Genomic DNA, 18,932 nt, shown 5'->3' on the forward strand with positions numbered 1-18,932 from the left:
CCTGTGACAAAAGGGGTTGAAAGGTAACAGTCGGTCACCGCGCGGCAGGCCGGCCGCCAGGCCGCTATACTTCGACCCACCGGCCAATGCTACCGATGCAATCCGCCGGCCGTTTTTTCTCATCGAGTGCGATATCCGTATGAAACGTCATCTCTTTGCTTTCGTCGCGGCGGCTGCCGTGTCGGTTTCCGCTTTCGCGCAGAGCGCGCCCGTCGACATCGTCCGCAATGCGGTCGAAGGCACCGTCAACGCGATGAAGGCCGACCCGGGCGCGCGCGGCGGCGACATGGCGAAAGTCACGCAAGTCGTCGAGCAGCGCTTCCTGCCCGCGACGAACTTCGAACGCACGACCCGCATCGCGGTCGGCGATGCCTGGAAGCAGGCGACGCCGCAACAGCAGCAGGAGCTGTACAAGCAGTTCAAGCTGCTGATGACGCGCACCTATGCCGCGTCGCTCGCGCAGCTCGGCGGCCAGGACGCGAAGTTCTCGTTCAAGGCCGGCGGCGCGTCGGGCGCCGATGCGCTGGTGCAGTCGACGGTCACGACGCCGGGCGACAGCCAGTCGGTCGGCTATCGCCTCGGCAAGGTCGGTAACGACTGGAAAATCTACGACATCGACATGTCGGGCGCGTGGCTGATCCAGGTCTACCAGGGCCAGTTCAAGAGCCAGCTCGCGTCGGGCGGCATCGACGGCCTGATCGCGTATCTGCAGAAGCACAACTCGCGGACGAACTGATCGCCGCCAGTCGGCCGGCTGTGCAGCATGTCGGCATGCATCAAGGGCGCCCTCGGGCGCCCTTTTCGTTGCGGGTTCGCGGTGGCGGCGTCATGTTCGGCACGACGCAACGCCGGTGTCGGGGCTACCGCCGCCGATGCTCGACCGCGAACTTGATCAGCTCCGCCTGCCCCTCGATCTCGAGCTTGCGCTTCAGATTGAGCCGGTGCGTTTCCACCGTGCGCACCGAGAGCCCCGTCTGCTGCGCGATCTGCTTGCTCGACAGCCCCTCGGCCAGCGCATCGAGGATGTCGCGTTCGCGCGGCGTCAGGCGGTCGAGCGGCGACGCGGTCGCGCTCGCCTGGATCATCCGCGCGGCGAGCCCTTCGCTGAAGAACGTCTGCCCCGTGAGCACCGCGCCGATCGCGCGCACGATCTCGCTCGCGGGTGAATCCTTCAGCAGATAGCCGCTCGCGCCGGCGCGCACGGCCTGCGTCACATATTCGACGTTGTCGTGCATCGACAGCATCAGCACGCGAATCCCCGGAAAGCGCTCGTGAAAGACGCCGGCGAGCGTGATGCCGTTCATCCCGTTCATGCCGACGTCCATCAGCGCGAGATCGGGCTCGAGCGACGCGGCGAGCGCGAGCGCCTCGTCCGCGTTGCCGGCTTCGCCGACCACGGACAGGTCGGCCGCCTCGAGCCGCATCCGCAGGCCGTCGCGCACCAGCGGGTGATCGTCGACAAGCAGCAGTCGGGCGGCGGGCCGGGCGGTGTCGGGGGCGCTCATGGGCAAAGGTCTCCGGTTATGGGGCGCGTGGTCAGGCGGCGCGCAGCGGCACGCGCGCGGCCACGACGGTGTGGCCGACCTGCGACGTGATCGTCAATGTGCCGCCGAGCGCGTCGAGGCGCTCGCGCATGTTGCGCAGCCCGATGCCGCGGCGCGCATCGGTCTGCGACCGCTCGGCATCGAAGCCGCAGCCGTTGTCGGCGATGGTCAGCGTGGCGGAATGCGCGCCGACGTCGAGCGTGACGGCCGCGCGCGACGCCTGCGCATGATGCACGATGTTGCTGAGCGCTTCTTGCGCGATCCGGAACAGCGCCGTATTGACCGGCGCGGGCAACGGCCGCGCGCCGCTGTGCGCCACCTGCGTATAGCCGATGTCGATGCCGCTTTCCGCGCCGAGTTCGCGCACGAGCTGCTCGAGCGCGGCCGCGAGGCCGAGATCGTCGAGCATCGCCGGGCGCAGCGCATGCGAGATGCGCCGCACTTCGCGCAGCGTCTCGCCGAGACGTCCGACACCCGACGCGAGCGCCTGCTCGGCTTCGGGCATGCGCGTCGCACCGCGCTCGAAGCGCGCGAGCGCGGATTCGAGCATCAGCTTCGCGGACACCATCATCTGGCTGATCCCGTCATGCAGTTCGCGCGACAGCCGCTCGCGCTCCTGTTCCTGCGATTCGACGACACGCTGCGCGAGCTGCTTGAGCTTCGCGTCGGCGCTGCGCGACTCGCTGACGTTCAGCACCAGCGCGCAGACGGCGATCGCGGCCGCGCCAGTCAGCGCGATCGCGGTGAGCCAGCTCATCGTCCGCTCGATGTTCGCGGACGCGCGCGCGTCGATGCGTTGCAACGCGTTGTCGACGTCGTCGAGATAGATGCCGGTGCCGACCATCCAGCCCCAGCGTTCGAGCGCGACGACGTAGCCGAGCTTCGGCGCGAGCTTGCCCGTCGACGGCCGCTGCCACGTGTAGCGCACGTAGCCGCCGCCGTGCGACGCGGCGCCGATCAACTGCTGGATCGTCAGCGCGCCCTGCGGGTCGCGCATCGACCAGTAGTTGTGGCCGACGCGCTCGGGCTCGCGCGGATGCATCAGCGCATTGCCGTGCAGGTCATATACGAAGAAATAGCCGTCGGGGCCGAAATCCATCTTCTGCAGCATCGCGAGCGCCTGGGTGCGCAGCAGCGCGTCGTCGCGCGCATTGCGGCCGCTCGCGTCGTACAGCGGCATGATCGCGCTCGTCGCGAGCTCGACGTAATGCTTCAGCTCGACTTCCTTGCTCGACAGGTAGGCGGTCTGGATCGTCGCATGCTGCGTGCGCGCGAGCGACGTCGCCTGCTGGCGCACGCCGAAGCCGATGCCGGCGATCGCGAGCAGGAATGGCACGATGGCCAGGAGGAAAATCTTTGCCTTGAGTCTCATGGTGGTGTGAAGCGGGCGCGGGCCGGCCGGCACATGTGTCGCGCGGCGGCGAGCCGACATTGTCGGCGATTTCGCCCGGGGTCGGCGGGGCGGCGGCCTGCCGTGGCTCAGGCGCGCCGCGGCGTGCGATCCAGGCTCTCGGCCGTCTGCACGACGACCCGGTTGCGCCCGCGTTCCTTGGCCCGGTACAGCGCGTCGTCGGCGAGCTTCAGCGCGGCCTGGATGCTGTCGTCGCGTTCCGGGTAGCAGGTCGTCACGCCGATGCTCGCGGTCAGGCGGTCGGACGAGCCCGTGGCGTGCCGGATGCCGAGATCGAGGATGCCGGTGCGGATCGCTTCGGCGATCGTCACGGCGCCGGGCGTGTCGACGTCGGGCAGCACGACGACGAATTCCTCGCCGCCGTAGCGGGCCGCATAGTCTGCCGGGCGCCGCAGGCAGCCCGCAATGCAGCGGCCGACCGCGGCGAGCGCGTCGTCGCCGGCCTGGTGGCCTTGCGTGTCGTTGTAGCGCTTGAAGTGATCGACGTCGACGAACAGCAGCGACAGCGCGTGTTGCGAGCGTGCCGCGCGGCGCCATTCGCGCGCGAGCGTGACGTCGAGCATCCGGCGGTTGTCGAGGCCGGTGAGGCCGTCGGTGCGCGCGAGCGCCTGCAGTTCGGTTTCCGCACGGTGCCGCTTGCGCAGCTGCACGTCGAGCAGCAGCGACAAGCTGGCGAAGCCGAGCGCGAGCATGACCATCGCCGAACCGATCGGGATCGCACGGTCGTACCACGCTGCGTAAGTGTCGGCTTCCGAGCGCGCGACCATGATGATCAGCGGCACGTTTTCGAGATGCCGGAACACGTACAGGCGCCGCACGCCGTCGATCGACGCGGTATCGGCGAAGCTGCCCTCGTTCGCGGTCATGAAGTGCCGGAACGTGCTGGCCTTGCTGATGTCGCGGCCGACGATCGCCGGATCGTACGGCTTGCGCGCGACCATCCGGCCGTCGGTGTTGATCAGCGCGACGGAGCCGCGATCGCCGAGCGCCAGGCGCGAGAACAGGTTCTGGAAATATTCGAGCCGGATCGACATCACGGCGACGCCGCCGAATGACCCGTCGGGCCGCGTGATACGCCGGCTGAGCGCGATGCTCAGCGAGCCGCCGCGCAGTCGGGAATGGTACGGATCGCTGATGTACAGGCCGACGTCCGGGCGGTCGCGGTGCACCGTGAAATACGGTTCGTTGGCGAAGTTGGCCTTGCGCGGCACATCGCTCATGCCGTCGACCGCGATGTCACCGTTCGCGTCGAGCACGTAGATGCCGCCGAGATATTTGGCCGTCGTCGCGCGGTCGAACAGCACCTGGCGGCGCAGCGACAGCGGCAGCCTGGCGACTTCGGGATCGTTCGAGCCGTCGACGACCGCCTGTAGCGACAGCGAATAGATCTCGATGTTGCGCTCGATGTCCCACGACGCCATCAGCGCGATGTTCTGCTGGGTGGTGCGCGCGATATCGCGTGCGTCGATACGGCCTTCGTACAGCACGATGGCGCACAGCAGCAACAGGAGCAGCGCGATCAGCAGCCCTGAATAGAAGATCAGGTGCGGCAGCAGGAACCGGCGAAATTGCGCGGCGATGCGGCCCGTCAGACCGGATTCGCTGGGCATTGCGTAGTCGGTTTCTGCCATGGTCCGTGGATCGATGGGCATCTGCGCCAGGCGGCGGGCCGATGCGATTGTTCGTATGATTTGCCGGCGGCGATCCGGTATGCGGTCTCCGATGCGCATGCCGCCCGATCGACCGGAGAACGGGAGCCGATCATCGATGATTGCGGCCAGATAAACCGCAAAAATCACTCCGTTCACCGGAAGATTTGGCCGCGATCCGACGATCCGACGAATCGGGCGGCGCGGATTGATCCGAGTATAACGCGCGTATTCGTATGCGCGGAGAATGTTGCGGACCGTTGATCCGGATCAACTTATCGCCGTGGCCGACACTTGCCAATCGCGCGTGGAGCGTTGCGGCGCAAGGCTTTGCGCCAGGGGCAGGAGCGGCGCGAATTCCACGCTGGCCGGTTTTACTGCTTTAACGGCCGGTGAAGCAGGAACTTGAGGTCATGCGATACGGACCGATTATCCATTTCGGTATCCGCATGAATTCGCAGATGAAAAACGGGCGGCCACGATGGCCGCCCGTTTCGCGAAACCGCATGCGGGAAAGCCCGCATGCCAAGGGTTTACGCGCCGTGCTGCTGCGCCTTGTACGCGAGCCGGAACCGATGCAGCAGCGGCTCGGTATAGCCGCTCGGCTGCGACGTGCCCTGCAGGGCCAGCGCGCACGCGGCCTTGAATGCCGTCGACTGGTCATAGCCGGGCGCCATGGGGCGATAGTTCGGGTCGCCGGCATTCTGCTGATCGACGACGCGCGCCATCCGCTTGAACACGTCGAGCACGAACGCCTCGGTGATCACGCCGTGGCGCAGCCAGTTCGCGATGTGCTGGCTCGAGATGCGCAGCGTCGCGCGGTCTTCCATCAGGCCGACGTCGTGAATGTCCGGTACCTTCGAGCAACCGACGCCCTGTTCGACCCAGCGCACGACGTAGCCGAGGATGCCCTGCGCGTTGTTCTCGACTTCGCTCAGGATCTCGGCCTCGCTCCACTCGGCGCGTTCGACGACCGGCACGGTCAGCAGGCCTTCGAGCAGCGCGTCGCGTTCGCTGGCGTACGGCGTCTTCTCGAGTTCCTGCTGGACAGCCTGCACGTCGACGAGGTGGTAGTGCAGCGCGTGCAGCGTCGCGGCGGTCGGGGACGGCACCCACGCGGTGTTCGCGCCGGCGCGCGGATGCGCGATCTTCTGCTCGAGCATCGCATGCATCAGGTCCGGCATCGCCCACATGCCCTTGCCGATCTGCGCGCGGCCGCGCAGGCCGGCCGACAGGCCCGCGAGCACGTTGTTGCGCTCGTACGACTGGATCCATGCCGACGACTTCATGTCGCCCTTGCGGATCATCGGGCCGGCTTCCATCGCGGTGTGCATCTCGTCGCCGGTGCGATCGAGGAAGCCGGTGTTGATGAACGCGACGCGCGCGGCGGCGGCGGCGATACAGGCGGCGAGGTTCACGCTCGTGCGGCGCTCCTCGTCCATGATGCCCATCTTCAGCGTGTTGCGCGGCAGGCCGTACAGGTCCTCGATGCGCGCGAACAGCGTGTCGGCGAACGCGACTTCGACCGGGCCGTGCATCTTCGGCTTCACGATGTAGATCGAGCCCGTGCGCGAGTTGCGCTTCGCCTTCAGGTCATGCAGCGAGCACAGCACCGTGACGACGCCGTCGAGGATGCCTTCCGGAATCTCGTTGCCGTCGCGGTCGAGCACCGCGCCGTTGGTCATCAGGTGGCCCACGTTGCGCACGAACAGCAGCGAGCGGCCGTGCAGCGTCAGCGTGCCGCCGGCCGGCGTCGTGTATTCGCGATCGGCGTTCAGGCGGCGCGTGAAGGTCTTGCCGCCCTTCGCGACTTCCTCGACCAGCGTGCCCTGCATCAGGCCGAGCCAGTTGCGATACAGCTGGACCTTGTCGTCGGCGTCGACCGCCGCGACCGAATCCTCGCAGTCGATGATCGTGCTGACCGCGGCTTCGAGCACGACGTCCTTCACGTTCGCGAGATCGGCGCGGCCGATGGGGGTCGACGCATCGATCTGGATCTCGAGGTGCAGGCCGTTGTGCTTCAGCAGGATCGCGGACGGTGCGCCTGCCGCGCCTTGATAGCCGACGAACTGCGCCGGCTGCGCGAGATGCACGACACCCTTGCCGGTTTCGACGGCGAGCTGGCCGTCCTCCACGCGATAGCGCAGTGCGTCGCGGTGCGAGCCGCTCGCGAGCGGCGCCGCGTTGTCGAGCACTTCACGCGCGTAGTCGATCACGCGCTGGCCGCGCGTCGGGTTGTAGGCCGTGGTGCGTTCGGCGCCGCCGTCCTCCGGCAGCGCGTCGGTGCCGTACAGCGCGTCGTACAGGCTGCCCCAGCGTGCGTTCGCGGCGTTCAGCGCATAGCGCGCGTTCGACAGCGGCACGACGAGCTGCGGGCCGGCCTGCGTCGCGATCTCGCTGTCGACGTGCGCGGTGGCTGCCGCGACGTTCGACGGGACCGGCACGAGATAGCCGATCTGTTCGAGGAACGCGCGATACGCGGCATGGTCGCGCACCGGGCCGGGGTGCGCGCGATGCCACGCGTCGAGTTCCTGCTGCAGGCGGTCGCGTTCCGCGAGCAGTTCGCGGTTGCGCGGCGCGAGGTCGTGCACCAGGGCCGAGAAACCGCTCCAGAATGCGGTCTTGTCGATACCGGTGCCCGGCAGTGCTTCGTTTTCAATGAACTGGCTCAGCGCTGGCGCGACTTGCAGTCCTGCTTGGTCGATCATCGTGATTCCTCCCGGGGAATGAAAAACGCGCGCGGATCAGGCCGCGACGCTTTGTGTGCCGGCGCGGGCGATCTGCGCATCCTGTTCGGACTTTACGCCAGACACACCGATCGCGCCCGCAATGCGGCCTTCCACCGTCACCGGCACGCCGCCTTCGAGCAACCCCGTCAGCGGCACGCTCAGAAACGCCGTGCGGCCACCGTTGATCATATCCTCATACGCCTTCGTCTCGCGACGGCCGAGCGCCGCCGCGCGCGCCTTGTCCTGCGCGATGCAGGCGCTGGCCGCCGATGCACCGTCGAGGCGTGCGAACGCGAGCAGGTGCCCGCCGTCGTCGACGATGGCGATCGACACGGCCCAGCCGTGACGCTCGGCTTCCGCGCGGGCGGCGGCGAGCATGCGGTCGACGTCGGCGAGTTCGAGTTCGGGCTTCGTTTTCATGGCGTTCCTCCGGAATCAGCGGTCAGTTGACGAGTCGGTTGTCGACGAGCTCTATCCAGTGGCGCACGCGCGTGCGGCCCGCGCCGTTCAGGTGAGTCTGGCAGCCGATGTTGGCCGTGACAATCAGGTCCGGCCGTGCGGCTTCGAGCGCGTCGAGCTTGTTGTCGCGCAGCCTGGTGGCGAGTTCGGGCTGCGTCAGCGCATAGGTGCCGGCGGAGCCGCAGCACAGGTGGCCGTCGGCGACATTCGTCAGATCGAAGCCGAGCCGCATCAGGATGCTCTCCACCGCGCCGCCGAGCCGCTGCGCATGCTGCAGCGTGCACGGGCAATGAACCGCGACGCGGCGCTGCGTCGCATCGGCCAGCGCGTCGAGCGGCTCGGCCGCGATCACTTCCGCGAGGTCGCGCGCGAGCGCGCTGACGCGCCGCGCCTTGTCCGCATAGACGGGGTCGGAGCGCAGCAGGTCGCCGTATTCCTTCACGAACGCGCCGCAGCCGCTCGCCGTCAGCACGATCGCTTCCGCGCCGGCCGCGATCGCGGGCCACCATGCATCGATGTTGCGGCGTGCGCGTGCGAGCCCGGCATCCTGCGCGTTCAGGTGATATTCGGTCGCGCCGCAGCAGCCGGCCTCGCGCGCGGGCGTCACGCTGATGCCGAGCCGGTCGAGCACGCGCGCGGCGGCCGCGTTCGTGTTCGGCGACAGGGAAGGCTGCACGCAGCCTTCCAGCATCAGCACGCGCCGGGCGTGGCGCACGGGCGGGCGCGGCATGGCGGCGGGCACGGTGGCCGGGATCTTGTCCTGCAGCGCGTCGGGCAGCAGCGGGCGCAGCGCGCGGCCGGCCTTCAGCAGCGCGGCGAAGGTCGCCGGCCGCGGCACGACGTGACGCAGGCCGGCGCGCAGCAGGCGCTCGCGCGCCGGACGCCGCGCGCGTTTCTCGGCTTCCGCGCGGCCGATGTCGAGCAGCGTGTGATAGCGCACGCCGGACGGACAGGTCGTTTCGCAGTTGCGGCAGGTCAGGCAGCGGTCGAGATGCTGCTGCGTGCGCTCGCCGCACGGTTCGCCTTCGAGCATTTGCTTGATCAGGTAGATGCGTCCGCGCGGCCCGTCGAGCTCGTTGCCGAGCACCTGGTAGGTCGGGCAGGTCGCATTGCAGAAGCCGCAGTGCACGCACGCGCGCAGGATCGCTTCCGCTTCGTCGGCCCGGTCGAGGGCCTTGCTGGCTTCGCTGAGATTGGTTTGCATCGGCGGTTCGAAGTCGGGTTGGCGTCAGACGTCCGCGTACAGGCGGCCGGGATTGAAAATCGCATGCGGATCGAGCTGCGCCTTCAGCTGGCGATGCACGCGCAGCAGCGCGGGCGGCAACGGCTGGAACGGCTCGGACGTCGTGCCGGCCGTGAAGCAGGTCGCGTGGCCGCCCCACTGCGCGGCGAACCGCTGCACGTCGGCCGGTGCGGCGTCGGTTTTCAGCCAGCGCTGCGCGCCGCCCCAGTCGACGAGCACCGTACCGGCGAGCGCATCGAGCGGCGCGGCGGCCGGCACCGACACGCGCCACAGCGGGCGGGGATCGTCGAAGAACGGCAGCGACAGGTCGCGCAGCCGCGCCCAGAACCCGTCGTCGCGATCGTCCATGCGCTCGCCGCCGATCGTGTCGCGCGCGGCCTTCACCGAGCCCTCGCCGCCTTCGAGGCGCACGCGCAGCACGCCGTTCGCGTGGCAGGCGCCCGCGAGCGGCAGCCCCGCGCGCCGCCACCCGGCGACGCGTTGAACGGCTTCGCCCGCAGTGAGCGGCAACGCGAGATCGCCGGTCGCGCGCGGCTTCGGCAGCACCTTCAGCGACACCTCCGTCACGACGCCGAGGCAGCCGAAGCTGCCCGCGAGCAGCCGCGACACGTCGTAGCCCGCGACGTTCTTCATCACCTCGCCGCCGAAACGCAGATGTTTCGCGTGGCCGGTGATCACGCGGCAGCCGAGCACAAAGTCGCGCACCGCGCCGGCCCACGGGCGGCGCGGCCCCGATAGCGCGGCCGCGAACATCCCGCCGACGGTGGCCGCGCCGCCGAACGTCGGCGGCTCGCACGGCAGCATCTGGCCCGCCGCGTCGAGCATCGCGTCGAGTTCGGCGAGCGGCGTGCCCGCGCGCGCGGTGATGACGAGTTCGGTCGGGTCGTACGCGACGATGCCGCGATGCGTGCGCACGTCGAGCGTGCGGCCTTCGACGGCGCGGCCGACGAACGCCTTCGTGCCCGCGCCGCGAATGTGCAGCGGCTGGCGATCGTGGATCGCGGCGTCGACCTGGGCGACGAGCGCCGCGCTGTCGTCGATCGATTCGGGTTCGCGTTCGCGTCGCATCAGAAGCGCTCCAGTTCGGGAAACGGCAGCTTGCCGTGATGGACGTGCATCGCGCCGAACTCCGCGCAGCGATGCAGCGTCGGGATGTTCTTGCCGGGATTGAGCAGGCGCCGCGGATCGAACGCGGCCTTCACCGCGTGGAAGAACGTGATTTCGTCGGCGTTGAACTGCACGCACATCTGGTTGATCTTCTCGCGCCCGACGCCGTGTTCGCCGGTGATGCTGCCGCCCACGGCGACGCACAGCTCCAGGATCTTGCCGCCGAGCGCCTCCGCGCGGTCGAGCTCGCCGGGACGGTTCGCGTCGAACAGGATCAGCGGATGCATGTTGCCGTCGCCCGCATGGAACACGTTCGCGACCGGCAGCGCGTATTCGGCCGAGAGCGCGGCGATCCCTTCGAGCACGCGCGGCAGTTCGCGGCGCGGGATCGTGCCGTCCATGCAGTAGTAGTCGGGCGACATGCGGCCGACCGCCGGGAACGCGTTCTTGCGGCCGGCCCAGAAACGCTGACGCTCCGCTTCGTCGCGCGCGACGCGGATTTCCGACGCGCCGGCCTCACGCAGCAGCGCGGCGACGCGTTCGGCGTCTTCGTCGACATCGGTCGCCGCGCCGTCGAGTTCGCACAGCAGGATCGCCTGCGCGTCGACCGGATAGCCCGCGTGGATGAAGTCTTCGGCCGCACGGATCGCGAGGTTGTCCATCATCTCGAGCCCGCCGGGGATCACGCCCGCGCCGATGATCCGCGCGACCGCCGCACCGGCTTCGGCGACGTCGTCGAAGCTCGCCATCAACACCTTCACGCTCGGCGGCTTCGGCAGCAGCTTGACCGTCACCTCGGTGACGATGCCCAGCATCCCCTCCGAGCCGGTGAACAGCGCGAGCAGGTCGAAGCCGGGGGCGTCGAGCGCGTCGGCGCCGAACGTGAGCGTGTCGCCGTCGATCGTCAGGATCTCGACCTTCAGGATGTTGTGCACCGTCAGCCCGTATTTGAGGCAATGCACGCCGCCCGCGTTTTCGGCGACGTTGCCGCCGATCGAGCACGCGATCTGCGACGACGGATCGGGCGCGTAGTAGAGGCCGTGCGGCGCGGCCGCTTGCGAGATCGCGAGGTTGCGCACGCCGGGCTGCACGCGCGCGATGCCGGCATCGGGGTCGATGTCGAGAATCTTGTTGAACTTCGACATGACGAGCAGGAGGCCCTTTTCGAGCGGCATCGCGCCGCCCGACAGGCCCGTGCCCGCGCCCCGCGCGACCACCGGCACGCTGTGCGCGGCCGCGACGCGCAGCACCGCGCGCACCTGCTCGACCGTGTCGGGCAGCACGACCGCGAGCGGCACCGTGCGGTATGCGGCGAGGCCGTCGCATTCGAACGGCTTGAGCGCCTCGCGCTCGTGCAGCACGTCGAGGCCGGGCGCAGCCGCGTGCAGTGCGGCAACGAGTGTGTCGCGGTCGACGGTCGCCAGCGGGCCGTCGATCCGTTCGTCGTAGGTGAAACTCATCGTGTGTCTCCGTCTCCACCCTCTTCATCATGCAGGCGGCCGCGGCATGCGCGGCGCACCGGATGGACGGCATTCTTGGCGGGCGGAGGGGGTATGTCCAGACGTCGCCAGCGTGGTCATACCAGTTTTTCGAGACGTGCCTGTCGAGGGGCATCGATCGAGGGGAAAAACCCAATTCAAACAAGGGATTGTGAGAAAATCAACGACATTCGCCCAAAGTGGTCATACCAGTATGGAAAAGCAGGATCGACAAGCGCCGGCGCGCAATGTCGCCGACGTCGTTGCCGAGCGGATCGAGCAACTGATCGTCGACGGCGTGCTCAAGGCCGGGCAGGCGCTGCCGTCCGAGCGGCGGCTCACCGAGAAGCTCGGCGTGTCGCGCACGGCCGTGCGCGAAGGGATGAAGCTGCTGCGCGCGCGCGGGATCATCGACACGACGCACGGCAAGGGCTCGTTCGTCGCGAGCCTGACCCCGCAGCGCGAGGTTTCGCCGATGATGCATCTGCTCGGCTCGCAGCCGCGCACGCTGTACGACCTGTTCGAAGTGCGCGGGATGCTCGAGACCGAAGCCGCGCGGCTCGCCGCGCTGCGCGGCACGCCCGCCGACTTCATCCTGATCAAGCGCCGATACGAGGAAATGACCGCGGCCGACGCGCAGGATCTCGACCCGGCCGCGCGCGCGAAGCTCGACCATGCGTTCCATCTCGCGATCTGCGAGGCGTCGCACAATCCGGTGCTCGTCAACACGCTGCAGTCGCTGACGGATCTGCTGCTCAGTTCCGTGTTCGCGTCGGTGAACAATCTCTATCACCGCGAGCCGCTGAAAAAGCAGATCGATCGGCAGCATGCGCGACTCTACAACGCGGTGACCGGGCGGTTGCCCGACCAGGCGCGCAAGGCCGCGAGCGAGCATATCCGGCAGTGCGTCGATTATCTGCGCGAGATCGAAGCGGAGGAGCAGCGGCTCGTGCGCTCGACGCTGCGCCTTGAAGGATGGACCTGAGCCGCTTGAACCGGCGTGGCCGTTGGCGCCGTGACGTGCATCAGGCATATTGCGCTGGTCGCGCGGTCTCATGGATCAATATGTCACAATGTGACCCATTTGATGCGTGGCCCGACACGACCCGTTTCGCCCTTGCGCGACACGCGCCTTCGCGGTTGACCGTGACGCGCCGCCAATCCTTGAAGGAGGACGCTGCATGTCGATTCCGACGCGTGGCGACGGGCCGGAGGCCCGCGCCGTCCAGATCCTGCATCGCCCCGTCTGCGACCTGCTCGGCTGTGCATGGCCGATCGTGCTCGCGGGCATGGGCGGCGTCGCGCGGGCGGAGCTCGCGAGTGCGGTGAGCGCCGCCGGCGGGTTCGGTTTTCTCGGGATGGTGCGCGAGCCGGTCGCGCTGATCCGGCGCGAGGTCGAACGGGTGCGCGCGGCCACCGAGCGGCCATTCGGCGTCAACCTGATTCCCGCGTCGACGCCGACCGAATTGCTCAATGCGCAGATCGATGCGTGTATCGAGTTGCGTGTGCCCGTGGTTGCGTTGTTCTGGGATGTGATGCCGGGCGTCGTGCGGCGTCTGCGCGATGCGGGCGTGCGGGTGGTTCATCAGGTGGGTTCGCTCGACGATGCGCGCGCGGCCGAGGCGGCCGGGGCGCAGGCGCTGATCGCTCAGGGGCGCGAGGCTGGCGGCCACGTGCGTGGTGATCGGCCGCTGGCCGAGTTGTTGCCTGAAGTGATTCGCGCGACGCGGTTGCCGGTGCTCGCGGCCGGCGGGATCGTCGACGGCGCCGACGTGGCCGCCGCGATGGCGCTCGGTGCGCAGGGGGCGGTGATGGGTACGGCGTTCATCGCGACGCACGAATCGTTCGCGCATGCGTATCACCAGCAGCGGATCGTCGATGCGCGTGAAGGCGACACGCTGTTGACCGATATCTTTCACATCAACTGGCCGCGCGGCGCGCGGGTGCGCGTGCTGCCGTCGAGTGTCACGCGTGGCGAGCGCGGTGATCCGTTCAGTGATGCGCGCGTGGTGATCGGCGACGAGGAAGGGCGGCCCATCTATCTGTTCAGCACCGACTCGCCGTTGCGTACGATGACTGGTGATTTCGAGGCGATGGCGTTGTATGCGGGCACGGGGGCCGCGCGAATTCGAGCGATCGAGTCGGCCGGCGAGGTGCTGCGCCGGATCGTGTGTGATGCGGCGGCGATCGTCGAGACAAGCGCGGCTTCATCGGCTGGTGAAGTGGATGAGGCGCGTGCGGCGTTGCTCACGGCGCTCGATGAATTGCTGGAGGCGGAGCGGGCGGGGGCGCGCGTTGCATCCGAGACTGCGGCAGCGGTTACTGAGGATGCCGAACTCCACCGGCTGATCGCGCATATTCGGCAGGACGAGGCGCACTGGTGCAGCGTGCTGGTCGACGCGATTCGGACGCTCGGTGCAATGCCTACGCGTGCGACCGGTTCATTCTATGAAAAGGCGATGGCGATCGATGATCTGGCCGAGCGGATGGCGTTTCTGAACCGCGGGCAACGCTGGGTCGTGCGCAAACTGCAGACGCTGCTGCCGACGCTGGCCGATCCGGATATTCATCACGCGCTGTCGTTGATGCTGGTCGCGCACGAGAAGAATATCGGCGCGGTGGATGCGCGGTTGAGGGAGAAGGGGGCGGGGAGCGTGTAGGGGAGGGGCAATGAATCGGCCCGCGTCGCTCTGACGCGCGCCGCTGTGGGCAAGCGATGCTGGCGTCAACGACGTTTTTCCCTCGTTTCAGGCGGGATGACGCTATTCGAGGGTTCTCAGTCAAATGCGCCTTCCGGGATCTCAGTCATTGCTTCGTCATACCGAAGCCGCCGAGCTTCTCTTTTACCTCGGCGGCAATTGCGCATAAAAAAGGTTCATCGCGGAATTTCGGGGAACGCCGGGGAGGAACGTCGGTGTTCGGCCACCAAGGGACTGTCGCGACTGCCGTCCCATGACATTCGAACGGCGACTGGTCTCCGCTAAGCGTCATTAAGGCTCGAAAAGATCTGTCTGACCGGCAGGGTCCGGCTGCCCGCAGAGATTAGGCTGGCTTTCGGCGAGCCGAATTAGCGTTGCTGCGTGCCGGACTGATTCGCAGCCTGGCGCTGCGAGGCCATTTGTTCCGCTTGCAATCGGGCTTCAGCCTTCTGCAGCCGCGCCGGGTACTCTACATCGTCAGGGATGGGGTTGTAGCCGGCGCGTTCAAGGTTGGTGAGTTCGGCACGCACTTGTGCGCGCGTGAGCGGCGCGACAGTCTGGGCGAACGAAGCAACGGAAATGAGGCAAGCAAGGCAAGTGCAGCCGCCACGAAAATCTGTTTCATCACATACCTATTTTTTTGGCGTCGGTTCATCTGAAGTACTGCTAGAAGCGTCAAAGTATATGCGCCAAAATGTAAGTATTTACCCGTATTCTAACAACAGTACATTGCGAAGCGCACAATTCTCGCGCCTGACAGTCCTCAAATGGAGCGCAGGAAGGCAGCAGACACGCCCAGCCGAAGGTCCGAAGAAAGGTTGCGCGACCGCGCGATCTCCTTGGTGAGCTGCATCACCGTGCGGCACGCCAGCGTCAGTTCGCCGTGGGGCGACATGGCCAGCGCAATGAAGCGCGACACGGTCGGCTCAACCACCATTGACGCCTGCAACCGACATTCCTTTTCAAGATTGGCAATCGCGTAAGGTCCGAGCAATGCGTAGATGCCGCCGTCTGCCACGATGTGTCCCTGCAGACTCAACGAGTCGGCTTCTGCCGCGAAATTCAGGCAGACCCGGTGTTCCCCCGCGATTTGTTCGAGCCGATCGCGCCAGCTATTGGGGCGACAGAAAAAGACGAGGGGAATTCCGTCGAGCCTGGAAAAAGCAACCGTGGAGTCTTTGGTCAAAGGATCGCCTTCCGCGCCGACCAGGTAGGTCGCCGCCTCGACCAGATACTCGTCCCCGTTTTTCGGCGTCGGGCTATTTCGGAAAAGGATCGCAAGGTCAACACTTCCGTTTTCCAACCACGTATCCAACACCGCCCCTTGGCCCTCTCGCACCTGCAACTGCACCAAGGGAAAGCGCTCTCGAAGACGATGGTACAAGGTGCTGACCAGCGGATGAGCGGTGGACGGCAAGATTCCGAGTCTGACCACGCCGATTGGCTCACTCGCCGAACTGCGGATGTCGTTGGACAACTGCTCCGTGCTGGCAAGCCACGTCCTGACGCGCGGCGCAATCCGCGCTCCCAAATCGGTCAACACCACGCCGCGCCCTGTGCGTTGAAACAAACGACCGCCGCAGTACTGCTCAAGCTCGACGATCTGACGACTGATATGCGGCTGGCTGGTCCCGTATGCCACGGCCGCCTTGCTCAAGCTGCCGAGTTCCGCCGCGTCGATAAACAGCTTCCAAGCCGCGTAGTCCACTGCCAAGCCTCAATAAGATATGTCAAATAAGTATAGCTGAAATGTGCGATTAGGCAGTTCCCGCATAAATCGGTCATCCCTACACTGCAACGCATGCACCGTTGTTCCAGCTTGATGCGAAACGAGCAGCGGGCTCTCCTCTCGGAAAGAGGAGTGGAAAAGCTCACATTTGGAGACGTTATGAAAGCGATCGATCTGCGCGGTTTGGTCCCGGCACCCGTTACCCCCTTCACCCGCGATGGAGCGGTGGACCACGCAGCAATTCAACGACTGGGTTCCTGGCTCGGCAGCATCGAAGGCGTTAAAGGTCTGACGGTGCTCGGCCACGCTGGCGAAGGCACGTTCATGACGCAGAAAGAACAGGCCCAAGTCATTGAAAGCTTCGTGAAGTCCGTCGATGGCAAGATCCCGGTCATCGCCGGTATCACGCTCGAAGGTACGCAAGTCGCCGTGGACGAAGCGAAGCGCGCTGTCGAGGCGGGCGCGTCGGCCGGTCTGGTGTATCCGTCGCACGGCTGGCTGCGCTTCGGCTACCAGAAGGGTGCACCGCAAGACCGCTACCGTGCGATCTACGAAGGCAGCGGCCTGCCGCTCATCCTGTTCCAGTACCCGGATGCCACCAAGGCGACCTACAACCTCGAAACGCAGCTGGAAATCGCCGCACAACCGGGCGTCTTTGCGATGAAAAACGGCGTGCGCAATATGCGTCGCTGGGACGTTGAGATCCCCATCATCCGCCGCGAGCGCCCGGACCTGCAAATCCTGACCTGCCACGACGAGTATCTGCTCCACACGATGTTCGACGTCGACGGCGCGCTCGTCGGCTACGGCGGACTGGCTCCCGAGCCGCTCATCGAACTGATCAAGGCAGGCAAGGCGAAAGACTATCAGGCCGCGCGCGCGATCCATGATCGCCTGTTGCCGGTGACGCGCAACGTGTACCACCGTGGCTCGCACATGGAAGGCACCGTGGCACTCAAGCACGGTCTCGTGGCGCGCGGCATCCTCGAGCACGCCACGGTGCGTTCGCCGTTGCTGCCGCTCGCAGAAGGCGCGGACGTTGAAATCGCAGACGCGCTTCGTTCGGCAGGCCTCGTTGACTGACGCAGGCGCGGCGCATTCATAGCCGTTATGACGCTAGCGAAGCGCCGCCCCGCTTCGCTATCAGCGCTGAGCACCAACAGCGACCCGCGAGACTCATTTCGCTCGTCGCCATAACAGGATCGGGAAACGACCGCAAAAAGCACCGACTTCGCGAAAAAACACGAAAGGAACGCGAACGGTGCTTCAAAACAAGAAGAAAACCGAAGGCCCATAAAATGCAGCTATTCAGGAGACAGCATGAATACCCCTTCGACCGCCTACGGCGTCGGCCCTGGTCAATCCCTGAGCGAAACGCGTCCCGTGAGCGAGCAACTGCGTGCTGCGAACCTGCTGTTCCGCATCGAAAACGTGCCGTTCTGCAAGTGGCACACCAAAGCACGTATCGTCATGGGCAGCGCGACGCTCTTTGACGCATTCGACGCACTTTCGCTTGCTTTTGTCCTGCCTGTACTGCTGGGGCTTTGGCATCTTTCTCCGGGCCAGATCGGCGTGCTGATCGCCTCCGGCTATCTTGGCCAGGTCGTAGGCGCGTTGGTCTTCGGTTGGCTTGCCGAGCGCTTGGGGCGTGTGCCGAGCGCCACAATCACTGTGGGCGTCATGTCAGCCATGAGCGTGGTATGCGCCTTCGCCGGCAGCTTCCATATGCTGTTTCTGATGCGCTTCCTGCAGGGCATCGGCGTGGGAGGAGAAGTGCCCGTGGCCGCCACGTACATCAACGAGCTGTCTCAAGCGCATGGCCGGGGGCGTTTCTTCATTCTGTACGAACTCATTTTCCCGTTGGGTCTGCTCGCGGCAGCGCAGCTCGGTGCGTTCATTGTCCCCACCTTCGGTTGGGAATATATGTTCCTGATCGGGGGGATTCCTGGCATCGTCGTAGCGATCCTGATCGCACGCCTTCCGGAATCGCCGCGGTGGCTCATATCACGTGGTCGTTTCGATAAAGCTGAACGCATCATCGAGCGGCTAGAGTCAAGCACGACGAAGCGCAACCTTGATACGCAGACGCAGAAGGCCGAGGTCGACGAGCGCGTGGTGGGCCTGCTGAACGGTCTCCAGTCCAGGCAGAAAGGAACTTGGAAAGAACTCTTCTCGCCGTTTTACCGAGGACGCACCATCGTCGTGTGGTTACTTTGGGCGAGTTCCTATTTCGTGGCCAATGGCATCAACAACTGGCTGCCAAGCCTCTACAAGACGGTCTACCATCTGTCGCTGCAAGAGTCGCTTCATATGGCGTCCATCTCGAACGTCCTGAGCACATGCGGGGTGCTTGCTTGCGCGTTGCTGATTGATCGGGTAGGGCGCCGCCGCTGGGCCATGGCCTGCTTCATCGTCAGTGGAATCCTGCTCGCCACTCTGGGCATTCATGGCGCAGGCAGCGCATGGTCCGTGATGTTCCTGGGTTCGTCGGCCTACGCTGTGATGGCGACCACGACTGTACTTCTGTACCTGTACACCCCTGAAATCTATCCGACCCGCATGCGTGCGATCGGTACTGGTCTCGCAACGTCCTGGCTGCGAGCCGCTTCTGCTGCCGCGCCCGCGATCGTCGGCGTCGTATTGACCGGGAAAGGCATCGCTGCGGTATTCATCATGTTTGCCGTGGTCAGTGTTGTGGGCTTCTTCGTCGCCACACGAATGGTGGAGACGACCAATCGCGCGCTCGAAGAGATTTCCCCGTAACCACTTGCATCATGACGGCTCCTTCTCCTGGGATGACTCAGGGGAAGGAGCCCCCTCACTCGTCACACCGTTAGCTTCAGCGACATGCTAGCAAGAAGCGTCATTGCTTCAAAGGCTATCC

15 protein-coding genes are annotated in these 18,932 nt (G+C 66.2%); 5 read left to right on the plus strand and 10 right to left on the minus strand.

What is annotated here, in order from left to right; all coding sequences use genetic code 11:
- Positions 1-139 precede the first annotated feature (139 nt).
- Positions 140-736, plus strand: a complete 597-nt coding sequence (locus ACT2FV_RS10255; protein ID WP_124629529.1) for an MlaC/ttg2D family ABC transporter substrate-binding protein — start codon at positions 140-142, stop codon at positions 734-736.
- Between the two features lie 124 nt (positions 737-860).
- On the opposite strand, the gene ACT2FV_RS10260 is transcribed toward ACT2FV_RS10255, so the two are convergent.
- The 8 genes from ACT2FV_RS10260 to glcD all read right to left on the minus strand — a co-directional run bounded on the left by ACT2FV_RS10260 (position 861) and on the right by glcD (position 11,602).
- Entirely contained in the window at positions 861-1,505 is a 645-nt protein-coding gene (locus ACT2FV_RS10260) for a response regulator (RefSeq protein ID WP_059680172.1), read from the minus strand.
- A 31-nt stretch (positions 1,506-1,536) separates the two neighbouring features.
- The gene (locus tag ACT2FV_RS10265) at positions 1,537-2,916 is read right to left on the minus strand and encodes a cache domain-containing protein (RefSeq protein ID WP_174906932.1); all 1,380 of its coding nucleotides are present in this window, start codon (positions 2,914-2,916) and stop codon (positions 1,537-1,539) included.
- A 107-nt stretch (positions 2,917-3,023) separates the two neighbouring features.
- Positions 3,024-4,586, minus strand: a complete 1,563-nt coding sequence (locus tag ACT2FV_RS10270; RefSeq protein ID WP_444503793.1) for a sensor domain-containing diguanylate cyclase — start codon at positions 4,584-4,586, stop codon at positions 3,024-3,026.
- A gap of 551 nt (positions 4,587-5,137) precedes the next feature.
- Complete coding sequence (locus ACT2FV_RS10275; RefSeq protein ID WP_151051586.1) at positions 5,138-7,312, minus strand: malate synthase G; 2,175 nt, start codon at positions 7,310-7,312, stop codon at positions 5,138-5,140.
- Between the two features lie 36 nt (positions 7,313-7,348).
- Positions 7,349-7,753 (minus strand): GlcG/HbpS family heme-binding protein, encoded by a 405-nt coding sequence (locus tag ACT2FV_RS10280; RefSeq protein WP_174906929.1) that lies wholly within the window; start codon positions 7,751-7,753, stop codon positions 7,349-7,351.
- A 22-nt stretch (positions 7,754-7,775) separates the two neighbouring features.
- Positions 7,776-8,996 carry a glycolate oxidase subunit GlcF gene (glcF, locus tag ACT2FV_RS10285; RefSeq protein WP_444503794.1) on the minus strand — a complete coding sequence of 407 codons (1,221 nt, stop codon included), beginning with the start codon at positions 8,994-8,996 and terminating at the stop codon, positions 7,776-7,778.
- A 24-nt stretch (positions 8,997-9,020) separates the two neighbouring features.
- Entirely contained in the window at positions 9,021-10,103 is a 1,083-nt protein-coding gene (gene glcE, locus ACT2FV_RS10290; protein ID WP_444503795.1) for a glycolate oxidase subunit GlcE, read from the minus strand.
- Entirely contained in the window at positions 10,103-11,602 is a 1,500-nt protein-coding gene (glcD, locus tag ACT2FV_RS10295) for a glycolate oxidase subunit GlcD (protein ID WP_151049226.1), read from the minus strand. Before glcD ends, glcE begins: the two co-directional genes overlap by 1 nt.
- A gap of 232 nt (positions 11,603-11,834) precedes the next feature.
- Here glcD and glcC point away from each other — a divergent pair, with 232 nt between their 5' ends.
- Together glcC and ACT2FV_RS10305 are read left to right on the plus strand one after the other, a co-directional pair.
- Complete coding sequence (gene glcC / locus ACT2FV_RS10300; protein ID WP_059604673.1) at positions 11,835-12,605, plus strand: transcriptional regulator GlcC; 771 nt, start codon at positions 11,835-11,837, stop codon at positions 12,603-12,605.
- A gap of 196 nt (positions 12,606-12,801) precedes the next feature.
- A complete protein-coding gene (locus ACT2FV_RS10305) occupies positions 12,802-14,280 on the plus strand; it encodes a nitronate monooxygenase (RefSeq protein WP_444503796.1) in 1,479 nt (492 codons plus the stop codon).
- Positions 14,281-14,687: 407 nt separating this feature from the next.
- On the opposite strand, the gene ACT2FV_RS10310 is transcribed toward ACT2FV_RS10305, so the two are convergent.
- A complete protein-coding gene (locus tag ACT2FV_RS10310; RefSeq protein ID WP_174920103.1) occupies positions 14,688-14,900 on the minus strand; it encodes a DUF4148 domain-containing protein in 213 nt (70 codons plus the stop codon).
- A gap of 182 nt (positions 14,901-15,082) precedes the next feature.
- The gene (locus tag ACT2FV_RS10315) at positions 15,083-16,027 is read right to left on the minus strand and encodes a LysR family transcriptional regulator (RefSeq protein WP_151049223.1); all 945 of its coding nucleotides are present in this window, start codon (positions 16,025-16,027) and stop codon (positions 15,083-15,085) included.
- Positions 16,028-16,207: 180 nt separating this feature from the next.
- Between ACT2FV_RS10315 and ACT2FV_RS10320 the strand changes: the two genes are divergently transcribed.
- Positions 16,208-17,131: a dihydrodipicolinate synthase family protein gene (locus tag ACT2FV_RS10320; RefSeq protein ID WP_151049221.1), complete on the plus strand. Its 924-nt coding sequence runs from the start codon at positions 16,208-16,210 to the stop codon at positions 17,129-17,131.
- A gap of 237 nt (positions 17,132-17,368) precedes the next feature.
- Complete coding sequence (locus tag ACT2FV_RS10325) at positions 17,369-18,811, plus strand: MFS transporter (RefSeq protein WP_151049219.1); 1,443 nt, start codon at positions 17,369-17,371, stop codon at positions 18,809-18,811.
- Positions 18,812-18,932 lie beyond the last annotated feature (121 nt).

The sequence above is a fragment of the Burkholderia sp. PR2 genome (genome assembly GCF_052372875.1).
GTDB classification, from domain to species: domain Bacteria; phylum Pseudomonadota; class Gammaproteobacteria; order Burkholderiales; family Burkholderiaceae; genus Burkholderia; species Burkholderia diffusa.

Coding starts and splice junctions, on each gene's coding strand:
- ACT2FV_RS10255 (WP_124629529.1), top strand. CDS start 140: ATGAAACGTCATCTCTTTGCTTTCGTCGCGGCGGCTGCCGTGTCGGTT.
- ACT2FV_RS10260 (WP_059680172.1), bottom strand. CDS start 1,505: ATGAGCGCCCCCGACACCGCCCGGCCCGCCGCCCGACTGCTGCTTGTC.
- ACT2FV_RS10265 (WP_174906932.1), bottom strand. CDS start 2,916: ATGAGACTCAAGGCAAAGATTTTCCTCCTGGCCATCGTGCCATTCCTG.
- ACT2FV_RS10270 (WP_444503793.1), bottom strand. CDS start 4,586: ATGGCAGAAACCGACTACGCAATGCCCAGCGAATCCGGTCTGACGGGC.
- ACT2FV_RS10275 (WP_151051586.1), bottom strand. CDS start 7,312: ATGATCGACCAAGCAGGACTGCAAGTCGCGCCAGCGCTGAGCCAGTTC.
- ACT2FV_RS10280 (WP_174906929.1), bottom strand. CDS start 7,753: ATGAAAACGAAGCCCGAACTCGAACTCGCCGACGTCGACCGCATGCTC.
- glcF (WP_444503794.1), bottom strand. CDS start 8,996: ATGCAAACCAATCTCAGCGAAGCCAGCAAGGCCCTCGACCGGGCCGAC.
- glcE (WP_444503795.1), bottom strand. CDS start 10,103: ATGCGACGCGAACGCGAACCCGAATCGATCGACGACAGCGCGGCGCTC.
- glcD (WP_151049226.1), bottom strand. CDS start 11,602: ATGAGTTTCACCTACGACGAACGGATCGACGGCCCGCTGGCGACCGTC.
- glcC (WP_059604673.1), top strand. CDS start 11,835: ATGGAAAAGCAGGATCGACAAGCGCCGGCGCGCAATGTCGCCGACGTC.
- ACT2FV_RS10305 (WP_444503796.1), top strand. CDS start 12,802: ATGTCGATTCCGACGCGTGGCGACGGGCCGGAGGCCCGCGCCGTCCAG.
- ACT2FV_RS10320 (WP_151049221.1), top strand. CDS start 16,208: ATGAAAGCGATCGATCTGCGCGGTTTGGTCCCGGCACCCGTTACCCCC.
- ACT2FV_RS10325 (WP_151049219.1), top strand. CDS start 17,369: ATGAATACCCCTTCGACCGCCTACGGCGTCGGCCCTGGTCAATCCCTG.